Annotated in this window: 18 protein-coding genes and 1 tRNA gene; 11 read left to right on the top strand and 8 right to left on the bottom strand. The window is 59.9% G+C overall.

The genetic code is table 11. The features are described 5' to 3' along the window. Positions 1-28: 28 nt before the first annotated feature. From serC to aroA, 3 genes are all read left to right on the top strand, one after another. Entirely contained in the window at positions 29-1,114 is a 1,086-nt protein-coding gene (gene serC / locus AC1PLU_RS13960) for a 3-phosphoserine/phosphohydroxythreonine transaminase (protein WP_006451091.1), read from the top strand. A 66-nt stretch (positions 1,115-1,180) separates the two neighbouring features. Further along, positions 1,181-2,380, top strand: a complete 1,200-nt coding sequence (gene pheA, locus AC1PLU_RS13955; protein ID WP_095574583.1) for a prephenate dehydratase — start codon at positions 1,181-1,183, stop codon at positions 2,378-2,380. Positions 2,381-2,502: 122 nt separating this feature from the next. Beyond that, complete coding sequence (gene aroA / locus AC1PLU_RS13950; protein WP_481106550.1) at positions 2,503-3,819, top strand: 3-phosphoshikimate 1-carboxyvinyltransferase; 1,317 nt, start codon at positions 2,503-2,505, stop codon at positions 3,817-3,819. On the opposite strand, the gene AC1PLU_RS13945 is transcribed toward aroA, so the two are convergent. Continuing rightward, the gene (locus AC1PLU_RS13945; protein ID WP_481108526.1) at positions 3,803-4,270 is read right to left on the bottom strand and encodes an energy transducer TonB; all 468 of its coding nucleotides are present in this window, start codon (positions 4,268-4,270) and stop codon (positions 3,803-3,805) included. The genes aroA and AC1PLU_RS13945 overlap by 17 nt on opposite strands. A gap of 367 nt (positions 4,271-4,637) precedes the next feature. Continuing rightward, on the bottom strand, positions 4,638-5,303 hold the full coding sequence (locus AC1PLU_RS13940) for an energy transducer TonB (protein WP_481106549.1): 666 nt from the start codon (positions 5,301-5,303) through the stop codon (positions 4,638-4,640). Between the two features lie 113 nt (positions 5,304-5,416). Here AC1PLU_RS13940 and serS point away from each other — a divergent pair, with 113 nt between their 5' ends. The 7 genes from serS to AC1PLU_RS13905 all read left to right on the top strand — a co-directional run bounded on the left by serS (position 5,417) and on the right by AC1PLU_RS13905 (position 12,508). Next, positions 5,417-6,697, top strand: coding sequence for a serine--tRNA ligase (gene serS, locus AC1PLU_RS13935; RefSeq protein WP_481106548.1), 1,281 nt, complete (start codon positions 5,417-5,419; stop codon positions 6,695-6,697). Between the two features lie 486 nt (positions 6,698-7,183). Further along, positions 7,184-8,200, top strand: a complete 1,017-nt coding sequence (locus tag AC1PLU_RS13930; RefSeq protein ID WP_055828899.1) for a LysR family transcriptional regulator — start codon at positions 7,184-7,186, stop codon at positions 8,198-8,200. A 360-nt stretch (positions 8,201-8,560) separates the two neighbouring features. Then, positions 8,561-8,650 (top strand) — tRNA-Ser (locus AC1PLU_RS13925). An 83-nt stretch (positions 8,651-8,733) separates the two neighbouring features. Next, complete coding sequence (locus AC1PLU_RS13920; RefSeq protein ID WP_481106547.1) at positions 8,734-10,203, top strand: DUF6538 domain-containing protein; 1,470 nt, start codon at positions 8,734-8,736, stop codon at positions 10,201-10,203. A 212-nt stretch (positions 10,204-10,415) separates the two neighbouring features. After that, positions 10,416-10,799 (top strand): hypothetical protein, encoded by a 384-nt coding sequence (locus AC1PLU_RS13915; RefSeq protein WP_481106546.1) that lies wholly within the window; start codon positions 10,416-10,418, stop codon positions 10,797-10,799. Between the two features lie 343 nt (positions 10,800-11,142). Further along, the gene (locus tag AC1PLU_RS13910) at positions 11,143-12,195 is read left to right on the top strand and encodes a hypothetical protein (protein WP_481106545.1); all 1,053 of its coding nucleotides are present in this window, start codon (positions 11,143-11,145) and stop codon (positions 12,193-12,195) included. A 61-nt stretch (positions 12,196-12,256) separates the two neighbouring features. Continuing rightward, on the top strand, positions 12,257-12,508 hold the full coding sequence (locus tag AC1PLU_RS13905) for a hypothetical protein (RefSeq protein ID WP_481106544.1): 252 nt from the start codon (positions 12,257-12,259) through the stop codon (positions 12,506-12,508). 103 nt (positions 12,509-12,611) lie between these two features. Here AC1PLU_RS13905 and AC1PLU_RS13900 read toward each other — a convergent pair whose 3' ends face one another. Next, positions 12,612-12,863 carry a hypothetical protein gene (locus AC1PLU_RS13900; RefSeq protein ID WP_481106543.1) on the bottom strand — a complete coding sequence of 84 codons (252 nt, stop codon included), beginning with the start codon at positions 12,861-12,863 and terminating at the stop codon, positions 12,612-12,614. A 526-nt stretch (positions 12,864-13,389) separates the two neighbouring features. On the opposite strand from AC1PLU_RS13900, the gene AC1PLU_RS13895 reads away from it, so the two are divergent. After that, on the top strand, positions 13,390-15,531 hold the full coding sequence (locus tag AC1PLU_RS13895) for a UvrD-helicase domain-containing protein (RefSeq protein WP_481106542.1): 2,142 nt from the start codon (positions 13,390-13,392) through the stop codon (positions 15,529-15,531). A 127-nt stretch (positions 15,532-15,658) separates the two neighbouring features. Here the strand turns inward: AC1PLU_RS13895 and hxsA are convergent, their stop codons facing one another. The 5 genes from hxsA to AC1PLU_RS13870 all read right to left on the bottom strand — a co-directional run bounded on the left by hxsA (position 15,659) and on the right by AC1PLU_RS13870 (position 20,284). Then, a complete protein-coding gene (gene hxsA, locus AC1PLU_RS13890) occupies positions 15,659-16,207 on the bottom strand; it encodes a His-Xaa-Ser repeat protein HxsA (RefSeq protein ID WP_481108525.1) in 549 nt (182 codons plus the stop codon). Between the two features lie 98 nt (positions 16,208-16,305). Further along, entirely contained in the window at positions 16,306-17,475 is a 1,170-nt protein-coding gene (gene hxsC / locus AC1PLU_RS13885) for a His-Xaa-Ser system radical SAM maturase HxsC (RefSeq protein ID WP_481106541.1), read from the bottom strand. After that, a complete protein-coding gene (gene hxsB, locus AC1PLU_RS13880; protein WP_481108524.1) occupies positions 17,462-18,844 on the bottom strand; it encodes a His-Xaa-Ser system radical SAM maturase HxsB in 1,383 nt (460 codons plus the stop codon). The genes hxsC and hxsB overlap by 14 nt, the downstream gene beginning before the upstream one ends. Before the next feature lie 97 nt (positions 18,845-18,941). Further along, positions 18,942-19,250 carry a hypothetical protein gene (locus tag AC1PLU_RS13875; protein ID WP_074057942.1) on the bottom strand — a complete coding sequence of 103 codons (309 nt, stop codon included), beginning with the start codon at positions 19,248-19,250 and terminating at the stop codon, positions 18,942-18,944. A 296-nt stretch (positions 19,251-19,546) separates the two neighbouring features. Then, positions 19,547-20,284, bottom strand: a complete 738-nt coding sequence (locus AC1PLU_RS13870) for a DNA/RNA non-specific endonuclease (RefSeq protein ID WP_481106540.1) — start codon at positions 20,282-20,284, stop codon at positions 19,547-19,549. Position 20,285: the final 1 nt, after the last annotated feature.

The raw sequence follows: 20,285 nt of genomic DNA, 5'->3' as shown, positions 1-20,285 counted from the left end.
CTAGAAGGCTAGCTCGACAAGGTGTGCCATGACACGCGCGTTCAATTTCAGTGCCGGCCCTGCGACATTGCCGGAATCGGTCCTGCGGCAGGCGCAGGCGGAGATGGTCGAGTGGAATGGCGTCGGCGCCTCGATCGTGGAAATCAGCCACCGCAGCGCCGATTTCATGGCCGTGGCGGCCGCGGCCGAAGCCGATCTGCGCACCCTGTTGTCGATTCCCGACGACTATGCGGTGCTGTTCACCGCCGGTGGCGCCACCACCATCCAGGCGCTGCTGCCGCTGAATTTCGCCGCGCCCGGTCAGGCCGCCGATTACGTGATCAGTGGGCACTGGGGCAAGACCGCGATCAAGCAGGCGGCCCCGTATGTGGATGCACGGATCGCTGCCGACGGCCAGGCGGAAGGCTTCACCGATATCCCGCCGGTGGCCAGCTGGACCTTGTCGCCGCACTCGGCCTATGTGCACATCACCGCCAACGAGACCATCCATGGCGTGGAGTTTCGCGACACGCCGGATGTGGGCACGTTGCCGTTGTTCGCCGACTTCAGTTCGTCGATCGCCTCCGAGCCGCTGGACATCTCGCGCTACGGGTTGATCTACGCCGGTGCGCAGAAAAATCTTGGGCCGGTCGGCATCTCGGTGCTGATCGTGCGGCGCGACCTGCTGGAACGTGCCGGCCAGCCGCGCGCGGATATCTTCAACTACGCCTCGCACGCGGCCCGCGATTCGATGCTCAACACGCCGCCGACCTGGAACTGGTATCTGCTTGGCCTCAACGTGAAGTGGATGCTGGAGCAGGGCGGGGTGGCCGAGTTCGCGCGCCGCAATGCCGAAAAAGCCGCGCTGGTGTATGGCGCCATCGATGGCTCCGGCGGCTTCTATCGCAACCTGATCAAGCCCGCCGTGCGTTCGCGCATGAACATCCCGTTCTTTCTGCCCGATGAGCAGCTGGACGCGTTGTTCGTCAGCGAATCCAAGGCGGCCGGCCTGTTGGCATTGAAGGGGCACAAGGCCGTCGGTGGCTTGCGTGCCTCGCTCTACAACGCGATGCCGGTGGCAGGCGCGCAGGCGCTGGTGAGCTTCATGCACGACTTCCAGCAGCGGCACGGCTGAGTCTTCTCTTCGACCGCGGCAGCTGCCGCGCAGGCGCATGCGCCGTTATTCAAGGAATGCCCAGCGATGGCTCCCAAGTCCAACAAGCCCACCACCGCGACTGGCGGCAAGACCAAGCCGGCGAGTAAATCGGTAGAGAAATCTGCGGAAAAAGTTGCAGGCAAGCTTGCAAAGCCGGCGGTCGCCGCACCGGTACTGGCCGACGTGCGCGCCAAGATCGACCAGATCGACCGCACCATCCAGGAGCTGATTGCCGAGCGCGCCAACTTCGCCCATCAGGTCGGCAAGGCCAAGGGCAAGCTCGCCGCAGCGGTGGATTACTACCGGCCCGAGCGCGAGGCGCAGGTGCTGCGCATGGTGGTGGACCGCAACGAAGGCCCGCTCAGCGACGAAGTGCTGGTGCACGTGTACCGCGAAATCATGTCTGCGTGCCTGGCCCAGCAGGAACCGTTGAAGATCGGTTATCTCGGCCCGGAAGGCACCTTCAGCCAGCAGGCCGTGCTCAAGCATTTCGGTCGTTCGGCAGTGGGCCTGCCGATGGCGACCATCGAAGAAGTGTTCCAGGAAGTAGAAGCCGGCAACGCCGATTTCGGCGTGGTGCCGGTGGAAAATTCCGGGCAGGGCACCATCCAGGTCACGCTGGACATGTTCCTGACCTCCAACCTGAAGATCTGCGGCGAAGTCGAGCTGCGCGTGCACCAGTACCTTCTCTCGCGCAATGGCCGGCTGGAAGATATCGAGCGTATCTACGCGCACTCGCAATCGTTCGCGCAGACCGCCGGCTGGTTGCGTTCGCACCTGCCCAAGGTCGAGAAAATCGCCGTCTCCAGCAATGCCGAGGGCGCGCGCCGGGCCCGCAATGCCGAAGATGCCGCGGCGATCGGTGGTGAGAGCGCAGCACACGTGTATGGCTTGAAGAAAGTCATCATGAAGTCGATCGAAGACGACGACGACAACACCACGCGCTTTCTGGTGATCGGCCGTCAGATCTTTCCCTCGTCCGGGCACGACCGCACCTCGGTGCTGGTGTTCATCCACGACAAGCCGGGCGCATTGTTCGACGTGCTCAGCCCGTTCGCGCGGCATGGCATCAGCATGAATCGCATCGAGTCGCGGCCCTCGCATCAGGCCAAGTGGGAGTACGGCTTCTTCATCGATCTGGCCGGCCACGTGGAAGACGAAGCGATGAAGCAGGCGCTGGCCGAACTGGAAGCGCACTCGGCGCAGATCAAGGTGCTGGGCTCGTATCCGGTGGCGATTCCGTAAGCGCTTTTCCTCTAAGCCGGTAACAGCTGGCGCGCCGCCATCTGCAAGGCGACGGCGCAACCACACCCTTCTTCAAAGCGCAGCGCCGTGCATGGCGATGCCGCAGCAATCGGATCACACGCATGAGCAGCAGTACGCAACATTGGATCGCGCAGCGCGGCAGCGCATTGCAGGGCAGCCTGGCCATTCCCGGCGACAAGTCGGTCTCGCATCGTGCAGTGATGTTCGCCGCCTTGGCCGACGGCATCTCGCAGATCGATGGCTTTCTCGAAGGCGAAGACACCCGTTCCACCGCGGCCATTTTTGCCAAGCTCGGCGTGCGCATTGATACGCCGTCGGCCTCGCAGCGCATCGTGCACGGCGTGGGCGTGGACGGCTTGCAGCCGCCCAGCGAGGCGCTGGACTGTGGCAACGCCGGCACCGGCATGCGCCTGCTCGCCGGCGTGCTGGCCGCGCAGCGCTTCGACAGCGTGCTGGTGGGCGACGACTCCTTGTCCAAGCGCCCGATGCGGCGCGTGACCGGTCCGCTGGCGCAGATGGGCGCACGCATCGACACCGAAGAAGACGGCACGCCGCCGCTGCGCGTACATGGCGCGCAAGCCTTGCATGGCATCGACTTCGTCTCGCCGGTCGCCAGCGCTCAGGTCAAATCAGCCGTTTTGTTGGCAGGGTTGTATGCAAAGGGCGACACCTCGGTGACCGAGCCGCACCCAACGCGCGATTACACCGAACGCATGTTGTCCGCATTCGGTGTGGAGATCGATTTCTCGCCAGGCAAGGCGCGTCTGCGCGGTGGTCAGCGTCTGCGTGCGACCGATATCGCGGTGCCGGCGGATTTCTCCTCGGCAGCGTTCTTCATCGTTGCCGCCAGCATCATTCCCGGCTCGGACGTGGTGCTGCGTGCGGTGGGCTTGAATCCGCGTCGTACCGGGCTGCTCGCTGCATTGCGGCTGATGGGCGCGAATATCGTCGAAGAAAACCACGCCGAACATGGTGGCGAGCCAGTGGCCGATCTGCGCGTACGCTACGCGCCGCTGCAGGGCGTGCAGATTCCCGAAGCGCTGGTGCCGGACATGATCGACGAATTCCCGGCCTTGTTCGTGGCTGCTGCGGCGGCGAACGGGCAGACGGTTGTGACTGGGGCGGCCGAATTGCGGGTCAAGGAATCCGATCGTCTGGCGGCCATGGCCACCGGTCTACGCATCCTGGGCGTGCGTGTCGACGAAACGCCGGATGGTGCGACCATTCACGGCGGCAGCATCGGCAGCGGCGTGATCGAAAGCCACGGCGATCACCGCATTGCGATGGCCTTCGCCATTGCCGGTCAGCTCTCGACCGGCACCGTGCAGGTGAACGATGTCGCCAATGTCGCGACATCGTTTCCAGGTTTCGATACCTTGGCGCAGGGCGCCGGGTTCGGGCTCAACGTTCGGAGGTAAATTCGACCGGCACCTGCACGCTGCTGACGACCGCGTGGCCGTCGCGCGTGGCTGGTTCGAAGCGCCACTGACTCAGGCTCTGCATGACTGCCGCATCCAGGCGCAGGTCGTCATTGCCGCTGCGATCGACGATAGTGACATCGCTCACCTGGCCCTGCACATCCAGTTGCAGACGCGCGGTGCGGCTGCCTTCGATGCCGGCCTGCGCAATATCGGCCGGATAGCGCGGCATGGCGTTGCCCGGCAGCGGCTTGGCTTCTTCGCTGCTGAGCGGCGCACGCAGCGGTTGATGCGCAATCATGGTCATCGCACGCGGGCCTTCGGAGGTCGGCAGGATCTGGCGGCTTGCCGCCGGCAAGGGGCGCATGTCCTGCGCAAACGATTCGTCGCCATGCCGCGTCCACCACCAGGTCGGTACCACCACCAGCACCGCCAGCAGGGTGGCCCACAACCACGGCGATGCGCCATCTGCATCGTCTTCGCGCACACGCTCACGCTCACGCATGTGCGCGGCCTGTTGCGGCAGCGATTGCGTCTGGTGTGAAGAAGGATTCGAGGTGAAGGACATGGCCGGCCTCCTGGCGCATCTGTGGGATGACACGGCCAGTCTGGTCGGCGCTGCCTGAGGGGGAGCTAAGGCAGGGGACCAATGAAGGGCTAAAACTCGGCAGGCGTTCAGCTTTGTCGAACTGGCAAATCACCTGTGACGCTGCCGGATTGGTGTGCCCGGCAGACCAGATACCGATGCATGCGCTGATGCGTCAACGCCTTGCGCGTGGCCATCTGATGACCATCTGCGACGGTGCTGTCCGCAGGTCTTACTGCGCAGGCTTGAACTCGAAGGGGATATCCACGCTGCCGGCAATCGGCTGGCCATTGCGCTGCGCCGGGTGGAAGCGCCACTGACGCACCGCTTCCATCGCGGCGCGGTCCAGATCGCGCGAACCGCTACGCTGCACCAGTGTCACGCCGCCGGGCTTGCCCGCTGCGTCCACGTCCACCCGCACCACCACATCGCCGGCATCGCCACGACGCAACGCGGCCGAGGGATAGCGCGGCGGCGGCATCTGGCCCTGCATCGGTACCGGGCGATCGCCGCCTGCGGCTGCCGCAGTATTTGTGGGTGCTGTGGTGCCGGGCGCTCCGGCACCTGCGTCTTCGGGCAAGGGCATCGGCGCGGGTGTGGCAGGCGGCGCAGTGTCCACCAGGGTCGGGGTTTCTTCGGGCGGCTTGGCCTGCGGCATGTCGCTGGCGCCGTCCTGGGCCGGCAGCGGCGCGGGTAGCGGCTGGATATCGTCGGTGGCTGGCGCACCTGCGCTCGGCTGGGCCGGCGAGGCTTTGTAGAAGTCGTCCTTGCGGCCGGTGGCCCACACCAACAGGAACAACAGCAGCCCGGCAACGAAGGCGATACCGGCAATTTTCAGGGTGTGGCGGGGCAGACGTAGAACGATCTGGCGATCGGACGCAGGGCGGGGCGCGGGCATAGGGCTCACCTGAAGGATCGGGCCAATTCTGGCATAGCGGCAGTGAATCGATCGCAGCAGGTGGCGGAACAGGCGATAATCTCGCGCTTCCTACTGACTCACACAGACTTCCGATGCTAGATCCGGCCCTGCTTCGCCAACATCCCGCCGACCTTGCCGAGCGCCTGCGCAGCACGCGCAGTTTCGCCCTTGACACCGCGGAACTGGAGTCGCTGGAAGGCGAGCGCAAGCGCATCCAGGTGCGCACGCAGGAGCTGCAGAGTCAGCGCAATTCCAAATCCAAGGCGATCGGGCAGGCCAAGGCCAAGGGTGAGGATGTCACCGCGCTGATGGCCGAAGTGGCCGGGTTCGGCGACGAACTCAAGGCTTCCGAAGACGCGCTGGATGCGATCCGCGCCAAACTCGAAACCATCGCGCTGGGTCTGCCCAATCTGCCGGCCGACGATGTGCCGCACGGTAAAGACGAGAGCGAGAACGTCGAGCAATCGCGTTGGGGCACGCTGCGCCAGTTCGATTTCGCGGTCAAGGATCATGTGGAACTCGGCGCGCCGCATGGCTGGCTGGATGGCGAAACCGCCGCCAAGTTGTCGGGCGCACGTTTCACCGTATTGCGCGGGCCGATCGCACGTCTGCATCGCGCGCTGGCACAATTCATGCTCGATCTGCATGTCGGCGAACATGGCTACGAAGAGACCAATGTGCCCTTGCTGGTCAACGCCGAGTCGATGCGTGGCACCGGGCAGTTGCCGAAGTTCGAGGACGATTTGTTCCAGACCGAAGTGGGCGAGTCGCGCCGCTATCTGATCCCCACCTCGGAAGTGCCGCTGACCAATATCGTGCGCGACGAAATCGTCGATGCCGAGCGCTTGCCGTTGCGCATGACCGCGCATTCGATGTGCTTCCGCGCCGAAGCCGGCAGCGGCGGCCGCGATACGCGCGGCATGATCCGCCAGCATCAGTTCGAAAAAGTGGAGCTGGTCACCGCCTGCGCGCCGGAAGACAGCGATGCCGAGCATCAGCGCATGACGCGCTGCGCCGAGGTGGTGCTGGAAAAACTCGGCCTGCCGTATCGCAAGGTGCTGCTGTGCACGGGCGACATGGGGTTTGCTGCGATCAAGACCTACGATCTGGAAGTGTGGCTGCCTTCGCAGGACACCTATCGCGAGATTTCGTCGTGTTCCAATTGCGGCGATTTCCAGGCGCGGCGTATGCAGGCGCGTTGGCGCAATCCGACCAGCGGCAAGCCGGAGCTGATGCACACGCTCAACGGCTCGGGTACCGCCGTGGGCCGCGCAATGATCGCGGTGATGGAGAACTACCAGAACGCCGATGGCTCGATCGATGTGCCCGAAGTGCTGCGCCCGTATATGGGCGGGATCGAGCGGATCGGCTAAGCGCGGCTGACAAAAGCTGCTGAAAGCGGGCTGCGCTCATCGCTAGGCGGGCGCGGCCGTTGCTCGGAAGCAGCGAGCGCCACGCGTGCACGCCACTTTGAGCGGGATGTCCGTACTCACCGACGAGTGCTCGCTACGTTTTGCTAGCTACTCCAAGTGCCGCTGCCGGTACGACCGTGCAGCCGACAGATGTACGCGACCTGGCCGCTTCCAAAACATTGAAGAAAACGGGGCCGTCACTGGCCCCGTTTGCGTTTTTACGTGACGAGCTCATGCGCTTCGTCTGTACAGACCACCTTGCGGATCCTGCGGGTGCGACCCAGTTGGCGCCAACGCCGGTGCGCTGCGCGCTTTCGCGGCAAGACGAGAGGTCCTCGACGCCAATCACTCCATATCCCGGAAGCTCGCCAGACCGGGAGCCCGATGCGACCGCGGTCGTTGCCCTGTTGGGATAAAGGTGCTTAAATATCACTTATCGTTCTATCCATGGATACCTGCGCCATGCACGACCTGAATGACCTGTACTACTTCGCGATGGTGGTGGACCACGGCGGCTTCGCTGCGGCCGAGCGTGCGCTCGGGATCCCCAAATCGCGCCTGAGCCGCCGCATCAGCCAGCTTGAAACCGACCTGGGCGTGCGCCTGCTGCAGCGCTCCACGCGCCGCTTTGCGGTGACCGACGTCGGCACCAGCGTACATCGCCATGCCCAGACCATGCTGGCCGAAGCCCAGGCCGCACGCGAGGTGGTGGATCGTCTCAGCGCCGAGCCGCGCGGCCTCGTGCGCGTGAGCGTTCCGGTGTCGCTGGCGCAGATCCAGTTGCCCAAACTGTTGCCGGAATTTCTGACCAAGTACCCCAAGGTGCGGCTGCAGCTCAACATCAGCAACCGCCGCGTCGACGTCATCAACGAGGGCTATGACATCGCACTGCGCGTGCGCTCGCGCCTGGACGACGACGGCAGCCTGGTGATGCGCAGCTTCGGCCAGGTGCAGGAATTGCTGGTCGCCAGCCCCAAGTACCTGGACCGTGCCGGGCGCCCCAAGGACCCGAGCGAGCTGGCCAACCACACCACCATGAGCACCAGCGAAGACGAAGCGCATCAGCGCTGGGAACTGCACGGCCCCAACGGCGAGATGCGCCGCGTAGACCTGCAGCCGCGTCTGGCCGGTTTCGATTTCCCGCTGCTGCAGTCGATGGCGCGCGACGGCTTCGGCATCACCATGCTGCCGGAGACCGTGTGCGCTCAAGCGGTGCGCAGCGGCGAGCTGGAAGTGGTGCTGCCGCACTGGTCGCTGCCGCAAGGCATCTGCCACGCGGTGTTCGCCTCGCGCCGCGGCCTGCTGCCAGCGGTGCGCGTGTTCATCGACTTCCTGGCCGAGCACCTGCCGCGCGAGATCGAACGCTCGCGTCTGGATTGCGGCGGCAACTGCGCGGAGCTGGCTGAAAAACTCAAGCGCGCGGCCGGCACTGCACCGCGTCTGGTTGTGGCCGAAGCGGGCTAAGCGCTGCGTCTGGTCGTCGAGGCCGGCTGACACGCGTTTCGGCAGTCGCTCGTTCTCGGTAGTCAGCTCGCTTCAACGTTCGGCAGGTTGCATCCTTGGTCGGGTGCTCGCGGCCGGCCGGTAACATGCAGTGGTCTGCCGCGAGTGACGGCGCAGCAGGCTGCGCCAGCCAAAAGGCAGTGCGGTGCAACCAAGCAAAGCGCGCCCGGGCATGCGAGAATGCGCGCCCGGGAGCGATCCCGGGGGTGGGTGACACCGCACAAGTGGTGGTCACCATCAGCGTCACCCGCAAAGCGCGTGGCGCCTGCGTGATACACCGATGCCATCGGCGACCACGCAGAGCAGAATCAAAGCAGCATCGGAGAGATGGCCGAGCGGTTGAAGGCACCGGTCTTGAAAACCGGCGAAGGGTCAAACCTTCCGTGGGTTCGAATCCCACTCTCTCCGCCAATCACGTCTAAGTTATTGATTTTAATCACTAATTTTTTAGGCAAATTGATTGGAGGCAGGAAGCATGCAGAGGAAAAACTCGCATGCGCATCCCTCATCATTTGAGCCGGTCGTCCACCGGCCGCTGGTCGTTCGTCCAACGTGTGCCCGTCAATTTGCAAACCGTGATGGGCTGCAGACTTATCAAACGCACCCTGCAAACGAAGGACTTGGCACAGGCCCACGTGCGTGCGGTCGTGCTGGGCGCGGGATATGCTCGGCTCTTCGCACAGTTGAAGGATCAACGCGTGGCCAAGCTCAGCAAGTCGGACGCGGATCTGCTCATTGCGCGTCTGACGAGCGCAGAAAATCTTCAGGACCTGACGCTTAACCGCACCCGCCAGCCGGATGGGACGGTGACAGAGCAGTGGCAGATCGACAGTCCCAAAGACCTAAAGCTCTATAGGCAGCTGATGGAGCTGGAGGCGATGGCCGGCGCTGCCTTGCAGGCTCGGGCCCACCCGGTTGCCGTGCCAACCATGTTTGGCTCAACGCACGCTGGCCCGAGTAGGCAGTCATCTGCGTCGGCCATCGAAACGATGACGCTGGGCAAGGCTCGAGACGCATTCCTGGCGACGCTCAAAGGTTCGACACTGCCTAAGACATTCACGATCAAGAAAACGGCCATCGAGGCGCTCGTGGCGTTTCTTGGGCCGACGATGAAGGTCCATGCCATCACGCGCTCGGACTTGGCTCGCTGGTATCAGGACATGCGCGAGAAAGGGGCATCTACGCCCACGCTCACCAACAAGCAGAGCTATATCGGCGGGCGAGGAGGCTTTTTCGAATGGGCCATGGCGTCGGGCCATTACCCGCGAGGCGATAACCCGGCGAGCGGCCACGTGAGCTACTCCCAGCGCGAGAAGCGGGCCCGGAAGAAGCTGGGATTTAAAGCGTATGACCGTGCCCAGATCCAGGCGCTGTTCGCGCCTGAGGCGCTGGCCAGACTATCCGAATCGGCGCGGTGGGCCTCGCTCATTGGGCTTTATACCGGTGCCCGGGCCTCTGAGGTCGGCCAGCTTCTCGTCAAGGACGTGTTCGAAGAGGACGGCATCCCATGCATCCGCATCTCCGACGAAGGCGAGCACCAGAAGGTGAAGACTGAGGTGAGCCTTCGCACGGTCCCCCTCCATCCAGAGCTAATCAAGATGGGTTTTCTCAAGTGGGTCGATGGCAAGCGTGGAGCTGGCGAAACCAGGTTGTTCCCTGCAGCTAAAGCAACGGCGGTAAACGGGCAGGGCAACTGGATCACTAAGGCCTTCAGTCGACACCTGGCCGAGGTTGGGAAAGGCTGGGCGCCGGCCAAGCGCGGTTTCCACTCGCTTCGTAAGACTTTCATTCAAGAGTTACAGGGAGCGGGGGTGGTTTCAGAACTCCGCGCGCAGATCGTTGGTCATGAGCTCGATGACGAGCATCATTCGACCTATAGTCGTTATTTCACAGCGGTGGAGAAGCTAGGCGGACTCGGTGCGCATTCACCAGGCATAACGTCCCTTGTTTGGGGCCTCCGATGACATCGCCTGCGTGGACGATGACCAAGCACCGGAGCGAAGAAGGACGTGGCGACCACGGAAGGCTTGCTTCGAGCTGCCAAGCCAAGGGTGCCAGCCAAGGATTGGAGGTGGAGTTGGAGAAAGCGCGCCGCACGTTTGACCGAACCCGCTACGTCTTCCCTGCACGTTCAAGCCGCAGCCGATCGGGGCACTAGTCAGACAGCAAGAGCATCGTGGCCAACGTCCGGCGCGATGCGGGCCTGTTGAACCTCAGCAAGGACAATGACATCGGGCTGACGCCGCACGATTTCCGGCGAACCCTCGGCCGCTACGCAGCTCTGCTGTTTGGCGAAAGCCGGATCGTCTCGCAGTTGCTTCACCATCACACGCCAGGGCCCGGGACGGATCGCATGGCTGCGGTCTCCGAACGCTACACTGAGCAGGAGTGGTCCAAGCTCCGGGAGGCCATGGGGCGGGTAGAGGAGAGCATGATTGCCACGAGCCCAAGGGTTTGGAACCTGCTTAAGGGGACGGATCGGCCGCGCTTGGACGAGGTGAACGGCGAACCCGCTGCCATCTTTGCTACCAGGAACCGAAGGATCGCACTGACTAATTGATTCAGATGCGGAGAAAAGGATAGCTATGGATAGTCAAAATGTTGGCCCAGCAGGAGGCGCAACAGCGACCAGCTTTAGGCTCGAGAACAGCGCATTAGTGAGTCAGGCTACGAAGTTGCCAGCTGCGACGGCGGGGCCGTTCGGTGATCGCTGTGTCATGCGAACACAACGTTCAACTCGGTTCCCAATGGCCCGAGATCGCGCCTTCTCAAGAAGGCCTCAGCCAAAAGCGAAACCCCGGGCGAGGCTATGCCTGACCCGGGGCTCTAAGTACAGTTGCCTGATAACAGGCTCTACCGCAGCCCATCCATCACGCTTCTGATACGCGAACGATAGGTGAAACATGGCCGAGTGTCAACGCCCATTTCCTTACGAACCTGAACACATCACTGAGCTGCAGCGGTGTTTGTCTGACCCGAGGTTTAATCCATTTAGGATAAGAGCTGGCTTCAACGATGAGCTGGCGTTCGAATATTATTTATACAATGTGCGGCTTTCAAAGTCACTCCTGTTTCCTTTGCACGTATTTGAGGTTACTTTAAGGAACTGCATTAATGAAGTTATCTCTCGCCATTTTTCAGATGCGTGGTGGAGAAATCCGGCCTTTTTGGATTTGCTTACAGCCGAGTCGAGGGAGACGTTAAACAGGGCGGTTAAGCGGCGGCAGCGCAAACACACTGTCCTTACCAATGATCTTGTGCCGATGTTGACCCTTGATTTCTGGTCAAACCTCTTTCGGCCGGAGTATGAAACTTCCCTTTGGCGCTTATATATTTCTAATATATTTCCTGGTGAGGTTGATTTTTCTGATGTGTGCGCTAGATTCAAGAGTATTACTGCATTACGAAACAGGGTTGCGCATCACGAATCAATTTTGAATGATAACGTTACAGAGCAGTTGGCGCGAATATATTTCATTCTTGGCCTTGTCTCTCGCTCTGCGCATGATTGGCTGAAGGCTCATAGCACCGTTCACAATGCAATGCGTAGTGCGCCTAAGGGAGCGCCTCAATCTAGAGCATTGGGGGAGCGGTGTGATAAGAAATTCACAGTGGCATCGAAGGGCGATTTGCTCAAAAATCTGCCTATTCCTCTAACGGTGCCATGCATGGTTCTAGATGATAGTAATCGTTTTCTGGCGGTGATTGATGGCGGGGACCTGTGGGGTTTCATGGTTGGGCTGTCCGAGGACTGGAGCCTATTGGATTTTGGAGATGAGACTTTGGGGAAGGTCGTCGAGACCGTTGCAATGTCTAATAACCATGTTTTGGCAGGCGAAAGTGATGATATGGCTAATATTGTTAACATTTTCGATAGGGGGGCGCGGTATGTGGTTGTTGTGGATGCGAAGGGTATCGTAATTGGCTATATAAAAAAGTCACATAGAAGGTATTGAGCGAATTTCTTTTGTGCTCTCTCTGCGGGAGTCGGATTAGGGTTGGTTGGGAGATGCGGTAATGAGTGTGTCACTTGATACATTCCGCAGCGAGGAGGAATACCGCGCGCTGGCCGATGCTGCATTGGACAGCGAACTGGAACGGGCCAAGGTCGGTCTGACGCCATCCGTAAGCAGCAGGGCAGCGGCTCGATTCCTGGGCGTCCATCTGGACACGCTCGGGCAGTGGCGTCGGCGGACGCCGCCATTGGGCTCCGCGTTTCAAAAGGCTCAAAAGATAGTGTGGGGAAAAACGAGTGGATCCTTCCGCTAAACCGAGCAGGGATCAGCATCGCAGCAGTTGCTCATGTTCGGCGAGGATCGACGTGAAAAGAGCCCCGTCAAGACAGGGCTCTTTTCAGACATAAGAGCGGAAGTTACCAAGTGACCCGGCTGACGCTTGAGCTCTTGGTCTCCACGCCAAAACCATCTTCTTTCAGCTGGATAATCAGGGCCGTATAAAGGACCTCTCCATATACGGGAGAGTGAAACATGTCGAAGCCACTCAGCCCAAGCTTTGCGTGATTCTTGATCTCTCCGTCCACGTGCTTCCGAAGCTCGACGATGCTTCCGCTTGACCGCGCTGCATCGCGGATATCTCCTGCCATGTCTGCATTCATTTCGGACACGTTTGCTTCCTTTCAATGCCGGAAAAGCCCGGTAGCTGGAGTCTGTCACAGACCTCTGTGATCGGCGAATGTTCTGATAAATTAGTGTGGGGCATCATCTGAGGCTGCTGACAGCCGCGTTAAGCGAACTCCGCAACGCCTGCTGGGGCATTTCGTTTGCAATCTTGCGTCAATATTTTGTCGGCATTGGGTTCGCATTCTTGATTTGCTACGCTCGGCCAAAAGTTCGGGAGTTCTCTGGTCGATGTCGTCTGCAATAGCTAAAAGCTGGGAATGGTTACAGTCAACTGCAGTAAAGTTCATGGCATTGCTGATACGAGATCATATTCAGGATGTCACTGATCATGCGTTCCAGGAAGGTCGTAGGAGAGGCTTTGCTGACGGGCGAGAGGACGGATTCTCGAAGGGGCTAAGGGAGGGGGAGCTCGTATACAAGGTGGAGGAAGCTCCAGCGAAACCGCCTAAGGCCTTGGATCCTGGGATCTACGGACCCGCTCGATTTGCAGTAGCGACAGTCGAGGCCATGATGCGCAGCCAAGTTGCAGCTGCAGTGGCAGCGGACATCGTTCGACCGCCCACGGATGAGCAGTGGCAGATGATTCTTTCTGATCATCCTGCTACGTGCATATCCGCCGGCGCAGGTTCAGGGAAGTCCACAACCCTAGTGTTGCGCGTGGTCTTCATGCTGGAGCACCTGAGGGTGCGGGATGAGGAGATCACCGTCATCTCCTTCACCCGAGCGTCCTGCCAAGATCTGCGGCAGTCGCTGAGGAAGGTGCTCGGATTCTGGCGAGGTTCTGAGATTTCAGAGGAGTGGGCAGATCGTCGTGTGAGGACGTTCCATTCAGTCCTCTGCGGTCTCGCCAAGACGTCGTTGCCAGGTCGAAAGTTATTCACGTTTCTTGGTGAGGAGACGGACCCGACGTCGGAGGCTGGGGAGGCGGATGTAGACAACCCCATGACCGGCTCTCAACTCAATGATGCGCAAGCAGCTGTGCTAAGAGAGGCCTATGGCTCCTTGTTTAGCCAGAGCCAAGATTTTCGCTCCAGCACTTTAGCAATCCTACGATCGCAGCTTGCCGTTGTGAGCCCCGATAGGTCGGGAGAGGGTCTCAAGCAAGGGCGAATCTACTATGCTGCGAAACGTGATGATGTCGTTAGGACGATGCTCGAGCGCCTTTGGGAAAGCCATGGCTGGCCGTTTGATGGCATCGAGGCTGGGCCCGTTGAAATTCCAGCTTCTCTCGGCACACACAAACTGTATGCAAGCGGTGTCGAGAAGGCTACCGGTACACTGGTTGTCCTGGGATTTCCACCGTTCTCCGATGAGCGCGAGCGAGAGCTGCCCGTGGTCGCCAAAGGGGTTTCCGACTTCACCTTAGGCCAAGCCCAATGGGAGAAGAGGACGATTCTGTCGAGGTATGCTGAGCGTCCATATATTTTCATACAGTCGGAATCTGATCTGAAGAAATTCTTGCTGCGTCAAGAGTTTATTGGTAAGTCCTACGATGATTGCTTGCCTGTTGATGCCCCGGTCTTTCCAGTGAAGCTAGACGGGGAGATGAAGGAGGCATTGATCTACGAAGCACTCTTTTCTCAAGGTGAGTTTATAGAGACCTTGGGCAAGGAAGTAACTCAGATGATTGACCGCTTACCGGCACCACAGGTTATTGACGTCAACATTCACTTTCTGTCGGCACTTTGTCTTTTCTGGCCGCATCTGCGCAAGGAGATGGAACGACAAAAGCTACATACCTTCAATCAGGCGTTTCTGACCCTGACAGGCGTGGCAGACATCGTGCGATTTGATTCTTTAAGGTTAGGTAGCCTGCGCCACCTATTGGTCGACGAATTCCAAGACATCTCTCCGCAGATCGCGAACTGGTTGAAAGCGATGCAAAGACGGCTGCTTTCGGACAACCAGAGCAAACCGGTCAGCATCATGGCCATCGGTGACGACTGGCAATCCATTTACGGTTGGCGGGGCAGCGCGCCGCAGCTCTTCATCAAGTTCGCAACCTACTTTCCAATACACGCAGCGCTTGGACCGCCAGCTGAGCTCGTTCTAACGGCCAATTTCCGCTCTGTTCCTGCGGTTGTGATGGATGCGCAGCGTCTCATTGATCGGGTAAGCGTCAAGGTTGTGAAGAGCTGCAAACCTCAGGTGGCTCAACTGTCTGGTGACCATGGTGTGCTGTTGAAGCAATACGGGACCAAGGAGGGAATTATGTCAAGAGAAGAGGAAGTTAAGTTCCTGTTCCCTGAGATTAGCTCTGTTTACAAGTCGGCCTTGGCGATGAAGCTAAAGTCAACGGAAAAGGTGATCGTCATGACGCGCAGCGGTGACATGCGCGATAGGCTCAATGGCGCATTTCCGCAAAGCCGCTACCCAGGCATGAGGGTCTGCACCTACCACCAAGCAAAGGGCCTGGAGGCAGACGTTGCCATCATGGTGGGCGACTGCGCTCCAGGAGATTCCTACCCCATCCGAAACATGTTTTACGCTGCAAGTGGCATGTATTCAGGCTACACCTATGACGACGCCAGCGCCGATGAAGCGCTCCGATTGGCGTATGTTGGCGTCACCAGAGCTCGCCGGCGGGTGTTCTGGTATGTAAAAAAGGCCAGCGAGAGCGGAACGGCAGTCGTTTACGCTTCTGCGTCGTGACGTTCGAAGTGGAGCGGCTGGGCAACACCATTCGACGGGCCGGAAAGCGCTTGCTGAACTGCGTTTGGGCGCTGCGGTTCAAAACTTGGGATCGTGGCGGACGCCGAAATCAAAAAGTGGGGGCGATTTATAGCCGAACTCCTAATGCATCGAGCGTCGGTGTGGTCATGGTGCCGGTCGCCTTGAGTCCATAGGCTCGCTGGAACAGCCGAAGGGCTAACTTCGTCTCAGGCGTCAGGGTCCCATCAATGGCACCGGGGTCGTAGCCCTTCGAGTAAAGGGCAGCCTGGACGCGCATGATGAGTAGCTTCAGGGCGTCCGCATCCCGACCCTCCAAGGCAAGCTTGGTGGTCGAGGTCGACGAGAGCGATTGCGAAATGCTCTGGTTTGCTGAAGTCGTTGATGGGCCAGTCGGCTGCAAGCTTTGGCCATACGACGCGCCCGAGGTGCTGCCGGTGCTCTTTGACGTTGACGACGGAGCGTAGGTGCTCGCTGGCGGCGTGTAGGTCGTCGCCGGTGGGGATGAGTAGGATCTATAGGAACTTCCTGAGCCGGAAGAGTGTGACCGATGCGAGCTATGCGAACGGTGGGAGCTGTGACTTCGGTGCCCAGCGTAGAGGTTGTGCCGTCCGGCGTTCAAGGAGGTGCTCAGGACTGTGGCGTATTTCCCGTCCATCTCAGAAAGCATCATGAGATCAGACTGTCCCTTGGGCGGCTCAGTGGCCAAGCTGCCAAAAGTGGCAGAGCCGATAATCATCAAGGCGTTGGACATGTCTAGGCTTCCAATATTGGTGATACGGCGCGACTGGTCCACGCCGGAGTGACCCACGAAAAGAACCCGCCGCAACGCTCTCGAACTGAGCAAGCGTTACATGCGGGAAGGTAGTCGTTCTTCCAAGTCGAGATGCTCTGAACTGCATACGGCCAAAGAGAGCGATCCAGGGTGCAAAGCGGCAAGTTGTAGAGTGAAACGGCAATTCCTCCCTCTGCGAGCGTCTCAACCGCTTCCCCAAGCTCTGCTGCGTAATCGGCTGGGTCTGCCCATAGTTCCTGCTGATGCGCCTTCGCAAATCCGATTGGCTCAATGCCCATCAGCGCCACGTGCTCCACGAAGGGAAGATTGCGCCAGATGTAGCGAGCGAGCTGTGCCAGTCGCTCGAAGCTTGGCTTCACCAGCACGACGCGGATCTCAACTCTCTGGCCAGCGGCCTCTAGGGCATACAAGCCCCGCAAGGTTTCGGCGAAGGCGCCTTCGCTCTGAACGACATAGTCATGCAGGGCGTGGTGATCGCCATAGAGCGGGACACCCCAACTTAGATTGGGGTGGATACCCGCGAACTTTGCAGGCAGCGCTGGGTCGCGAAGCCGTCCATTCGAGAGGACGTGGATGTGGGTATTCGGCAGCGCATCCGCACACTTCTGGGTGACCTGGACCAAGCCATCTCCCAGCAACGTGGGTTCGCCTCCACTGATAGCGAGAGAGGGCTCGTTCGGGTCGATTAGGTCAATCAAGTCCAGCAGATGTTGGACACGCCAAGCGTCTTCTACCTCACGCGGTGGCTGCGAGCACATCAGGCAGTAGCTGTTGCAACGCTCGGTGGCGAACAGCACGTTTCCTGTGTCGCCCCGCCGGTAGCGAATGGCAACCTTGCTTTGAAGTGGATTGAGTTCAATGACGTCGCCTGGTTTACAGAGGTCCGGCGATCCCTTGAAACGAACGATAGGGAGAGCGTCGAACCACACCGCTTCTTCAGGTGCAAGGACAGCGCCCCAGGGCAGTCCTAACAGTGATTCGCTCAGCCGATGCAGGTCCAAGCCCCTTATATCCAAAGCCATCCGCTCTAACGGCAGTGGGGATTGCGAAAAATCTGCCAAGCCAACGACTTTCAGTAAGGATGCGCGGGTGGATGGCGCAAGCAGTGCTTTGGTCTCAAGCGGCAACATTGGAAACTTCCTCCGTTGCCTTGGGAGCCGCCCAGGATCGCATCAGGCCTTGGGTCCACCGGTCAGACGCCTCGTAGCGCTCCAACAAGAGATCGAACAAGCCCATGTTCCTCTTGCAAAAGTCGCTAGTCGGGCGATGTCCGACGGTGTCTCCCTGACGTGCGTAGTGCTCAATCGGGTCCGCGCCGCACAGCGGCACGAATGCGCAATCGGAGCAGGTGGGCAATGCCTCAGCTACGCCAGCTTCCAAGAGTCGCGCCATGACTGGAGAAGAAAGCCAATCGGTCACCGGTTGTGAAACGTCTCCAAGCGCGAACTGGTCATCTCCCATTGCTGCGAGCATTCTTGCCTCGTCAGAAGGGTAGACCCGCCCGTCGTGGTCATAGATGACGGCCCCAAGGCCTGCACCAGATGGCGACCTGAGATCGACATAGCCATGACCAAACGAAGTGAAGAGCTGCGAGAGCAGCAGCGATGCATACGACTCTTCTAATGCATAACCGGAGCGGTTGACCGCTATCAAGTGGCCAAAGGCTCGTATGTAGAAGGCCAGGTAGTCTTCCGTTGAGTAGCCGGTTCGGCGAGCCGTCCGATTCGCGAATCCGTAGGGGCTAAGAGGCCTCAACGAGATGGAGTGAAGTCCTACCTTCCGATACTCATCGATGATCGCTTCTGGGACTTCCAAGCTCAGCTTGGTCAATGTTGTCAGAGCCGAAACCCCATCCTCCCCAAGCCAGCGCCGCCCCAGGTCGATGCCGTTTAGGGTGCGACGATAGCTGTCGCGGCCAGGTCGCGGGCGATTCGCGTTGTGGAGCCACTCTGGACCGTCTAAAGAGGTGGATAACTTAAAGCGGTGCTCTGCCAGAAATGCCAGTTGGCTTTCGGTGAGGTCATGAAGAGTCGAAGCCAAGACAAATCGTAGGTCTCTCCGTTCGTAAACGTTGCGCTTGACGATGAGCTTCGTGATGCCAATGACTTGCTCAAAGTTGAGCAGGGGCTCCCCACCTTGGAATTCAATAGTGAGTTCTTGGCTGGGCCATTCGAAGAGCCGCTCGACCGCTTGCTCCGCATGCGAGCCAGTCATATCAAAGGCGGTGGCAGTTGTTGCTTGGCGGGACACTTGGCAATAGCTGCAGGTGTGGTGGCACCGCAAAGACACAACGAAAATATGAAGTGCTGGCCCACCCACCATGTAGGACTTCCGGGTGCGGATCTGACTCAGGAGCGGCGATAGGCTGCTGCGGTCGGTCTCCACGATCGCCAAGTGCCTAGCCTGTAGATCTGCGAGCAAAGGAGAGTCTGCAGAGAGCTCATGGGAGACAAACCGCTGAAGGTCGGCCATGTCCATGAGGAGCCAGTCGCCGGCCATAGATGACACGAACGCGCGGGTCTCATCCCACGGCAGGCGCCGAAACCGAAGTGGTAGCAACTTGTATGAGGATGCGTGGCCAAAGGCCTGCCTGGGCTTAAACCTCGACATTAGAACGCGTCAGCGGTTGGGCTTGGTTCAATGCGACACGGACTAGTTCCTGCTGCAAGCCCTGCGTTTCGGTGCGGACCAGCGCGCGCAAACGCTCATCGAGTAGATCACGAGAAAACTGAGCATGAAGTCCAGGTGCAACAGCGGCGTCGTCTTTGCTCGAAAAAGCGACCATGAGTGAGTCGCCCTCCACCCGCATTTCTACGTCGTAAATGCCCGTGTAGCGGTGAGCTGCTCGAGCTACCACTTCATCGCCGTATAGGCTGCGATCAACAAAATAATGCGAGCGTTCCATTGCTCATCCCCCTATGGATAAGCAACGTTAGCCTCAAGGCGCCTTTGGTTGCAAGTCGCTAGCGGCGCTGCCCTAGCTGCCATGAGCGAACTCAAGCGGCTGGCTAATCTAAGCGAACGCTAGGGCATTCATTGTCAGTTTTTTAAAGAGTGCTCAGAGTTCTTGATCAAATCCGTGGAGACTGGGGCCTCGCCTATGAGGCCCCGGGTACTTGATTAAGCTCAGCATGTGGCGAGAATCAACGCCACCCAGTTGCTTTACTCACTGGCTCCTGTAGAACTTGGCAGCTTGAGCAATCAGCTCAAGTCACAACCGCTGGGCTGCGGCCAAGTAGTAGTTGGCAACATCGCCTTGACGTTGGCCGGTGCTGAGATGCCAATCGTGCTTGCACCAAACGTGTCTTCTAGCTCGTTGATGCTGACGATGTAGCTGTCCAGCGACCCGAGCGTGGCACTGTTCGGAATCAGCCAGCTGATGGCCCGCGAGCCGCCGCTGGGGTTGGCCGTGATGATGGTCTTCCAGAAGAAATCCGGGGTTCGAATGCCATGGCTTGTCAGGAAGTAATCGTTGGTGGTGTCGCTGTAGATGACGCCGCCATAGACCTGGACGCTGGCGATATCGCGGTAACACTCGGCGACTTCTTCCGCCCGCACCCATATGCCTTGGTTGAAGCTGGCGACCTGAGGAACGATGTTGGACATCAGGTTGGCGCGGCGGATGTAGGTGGCGTTGTAGTCCATGTGGTTGGACGTGACCAAGTGCCCGCGGTCATATCCCGAACGCACGCTGGCATAGGAGGCGCTGGATGTCTGGCCGGCGCAGCCGCTGGGCAGCTCTGTATCCAGGTTGAAGCTCGACGGGCGAGCCGCCGAGCCGTTGTCCGCCTGCAGCACGTATTCGTAACGCAGCGCGGTGCGGTTCGTGCAGTCGTAGCGCAAGGTGTAGCCACCCTTGTTGAGCGTGACCACCTGGGCTTGGGCACCCGCACTGAACGTGGTGAGCAGCAAGGCGGTGATGAAGAATCGGAATCGCATA

The organism is Xanthomonas sp. NCPPB 2933 (genome assembly GCF_056725225.1).
Note: the sequence above shows the minus strand (reverse complement) of the source record. Positions and strands in the feature narration are given on the sequence as shown.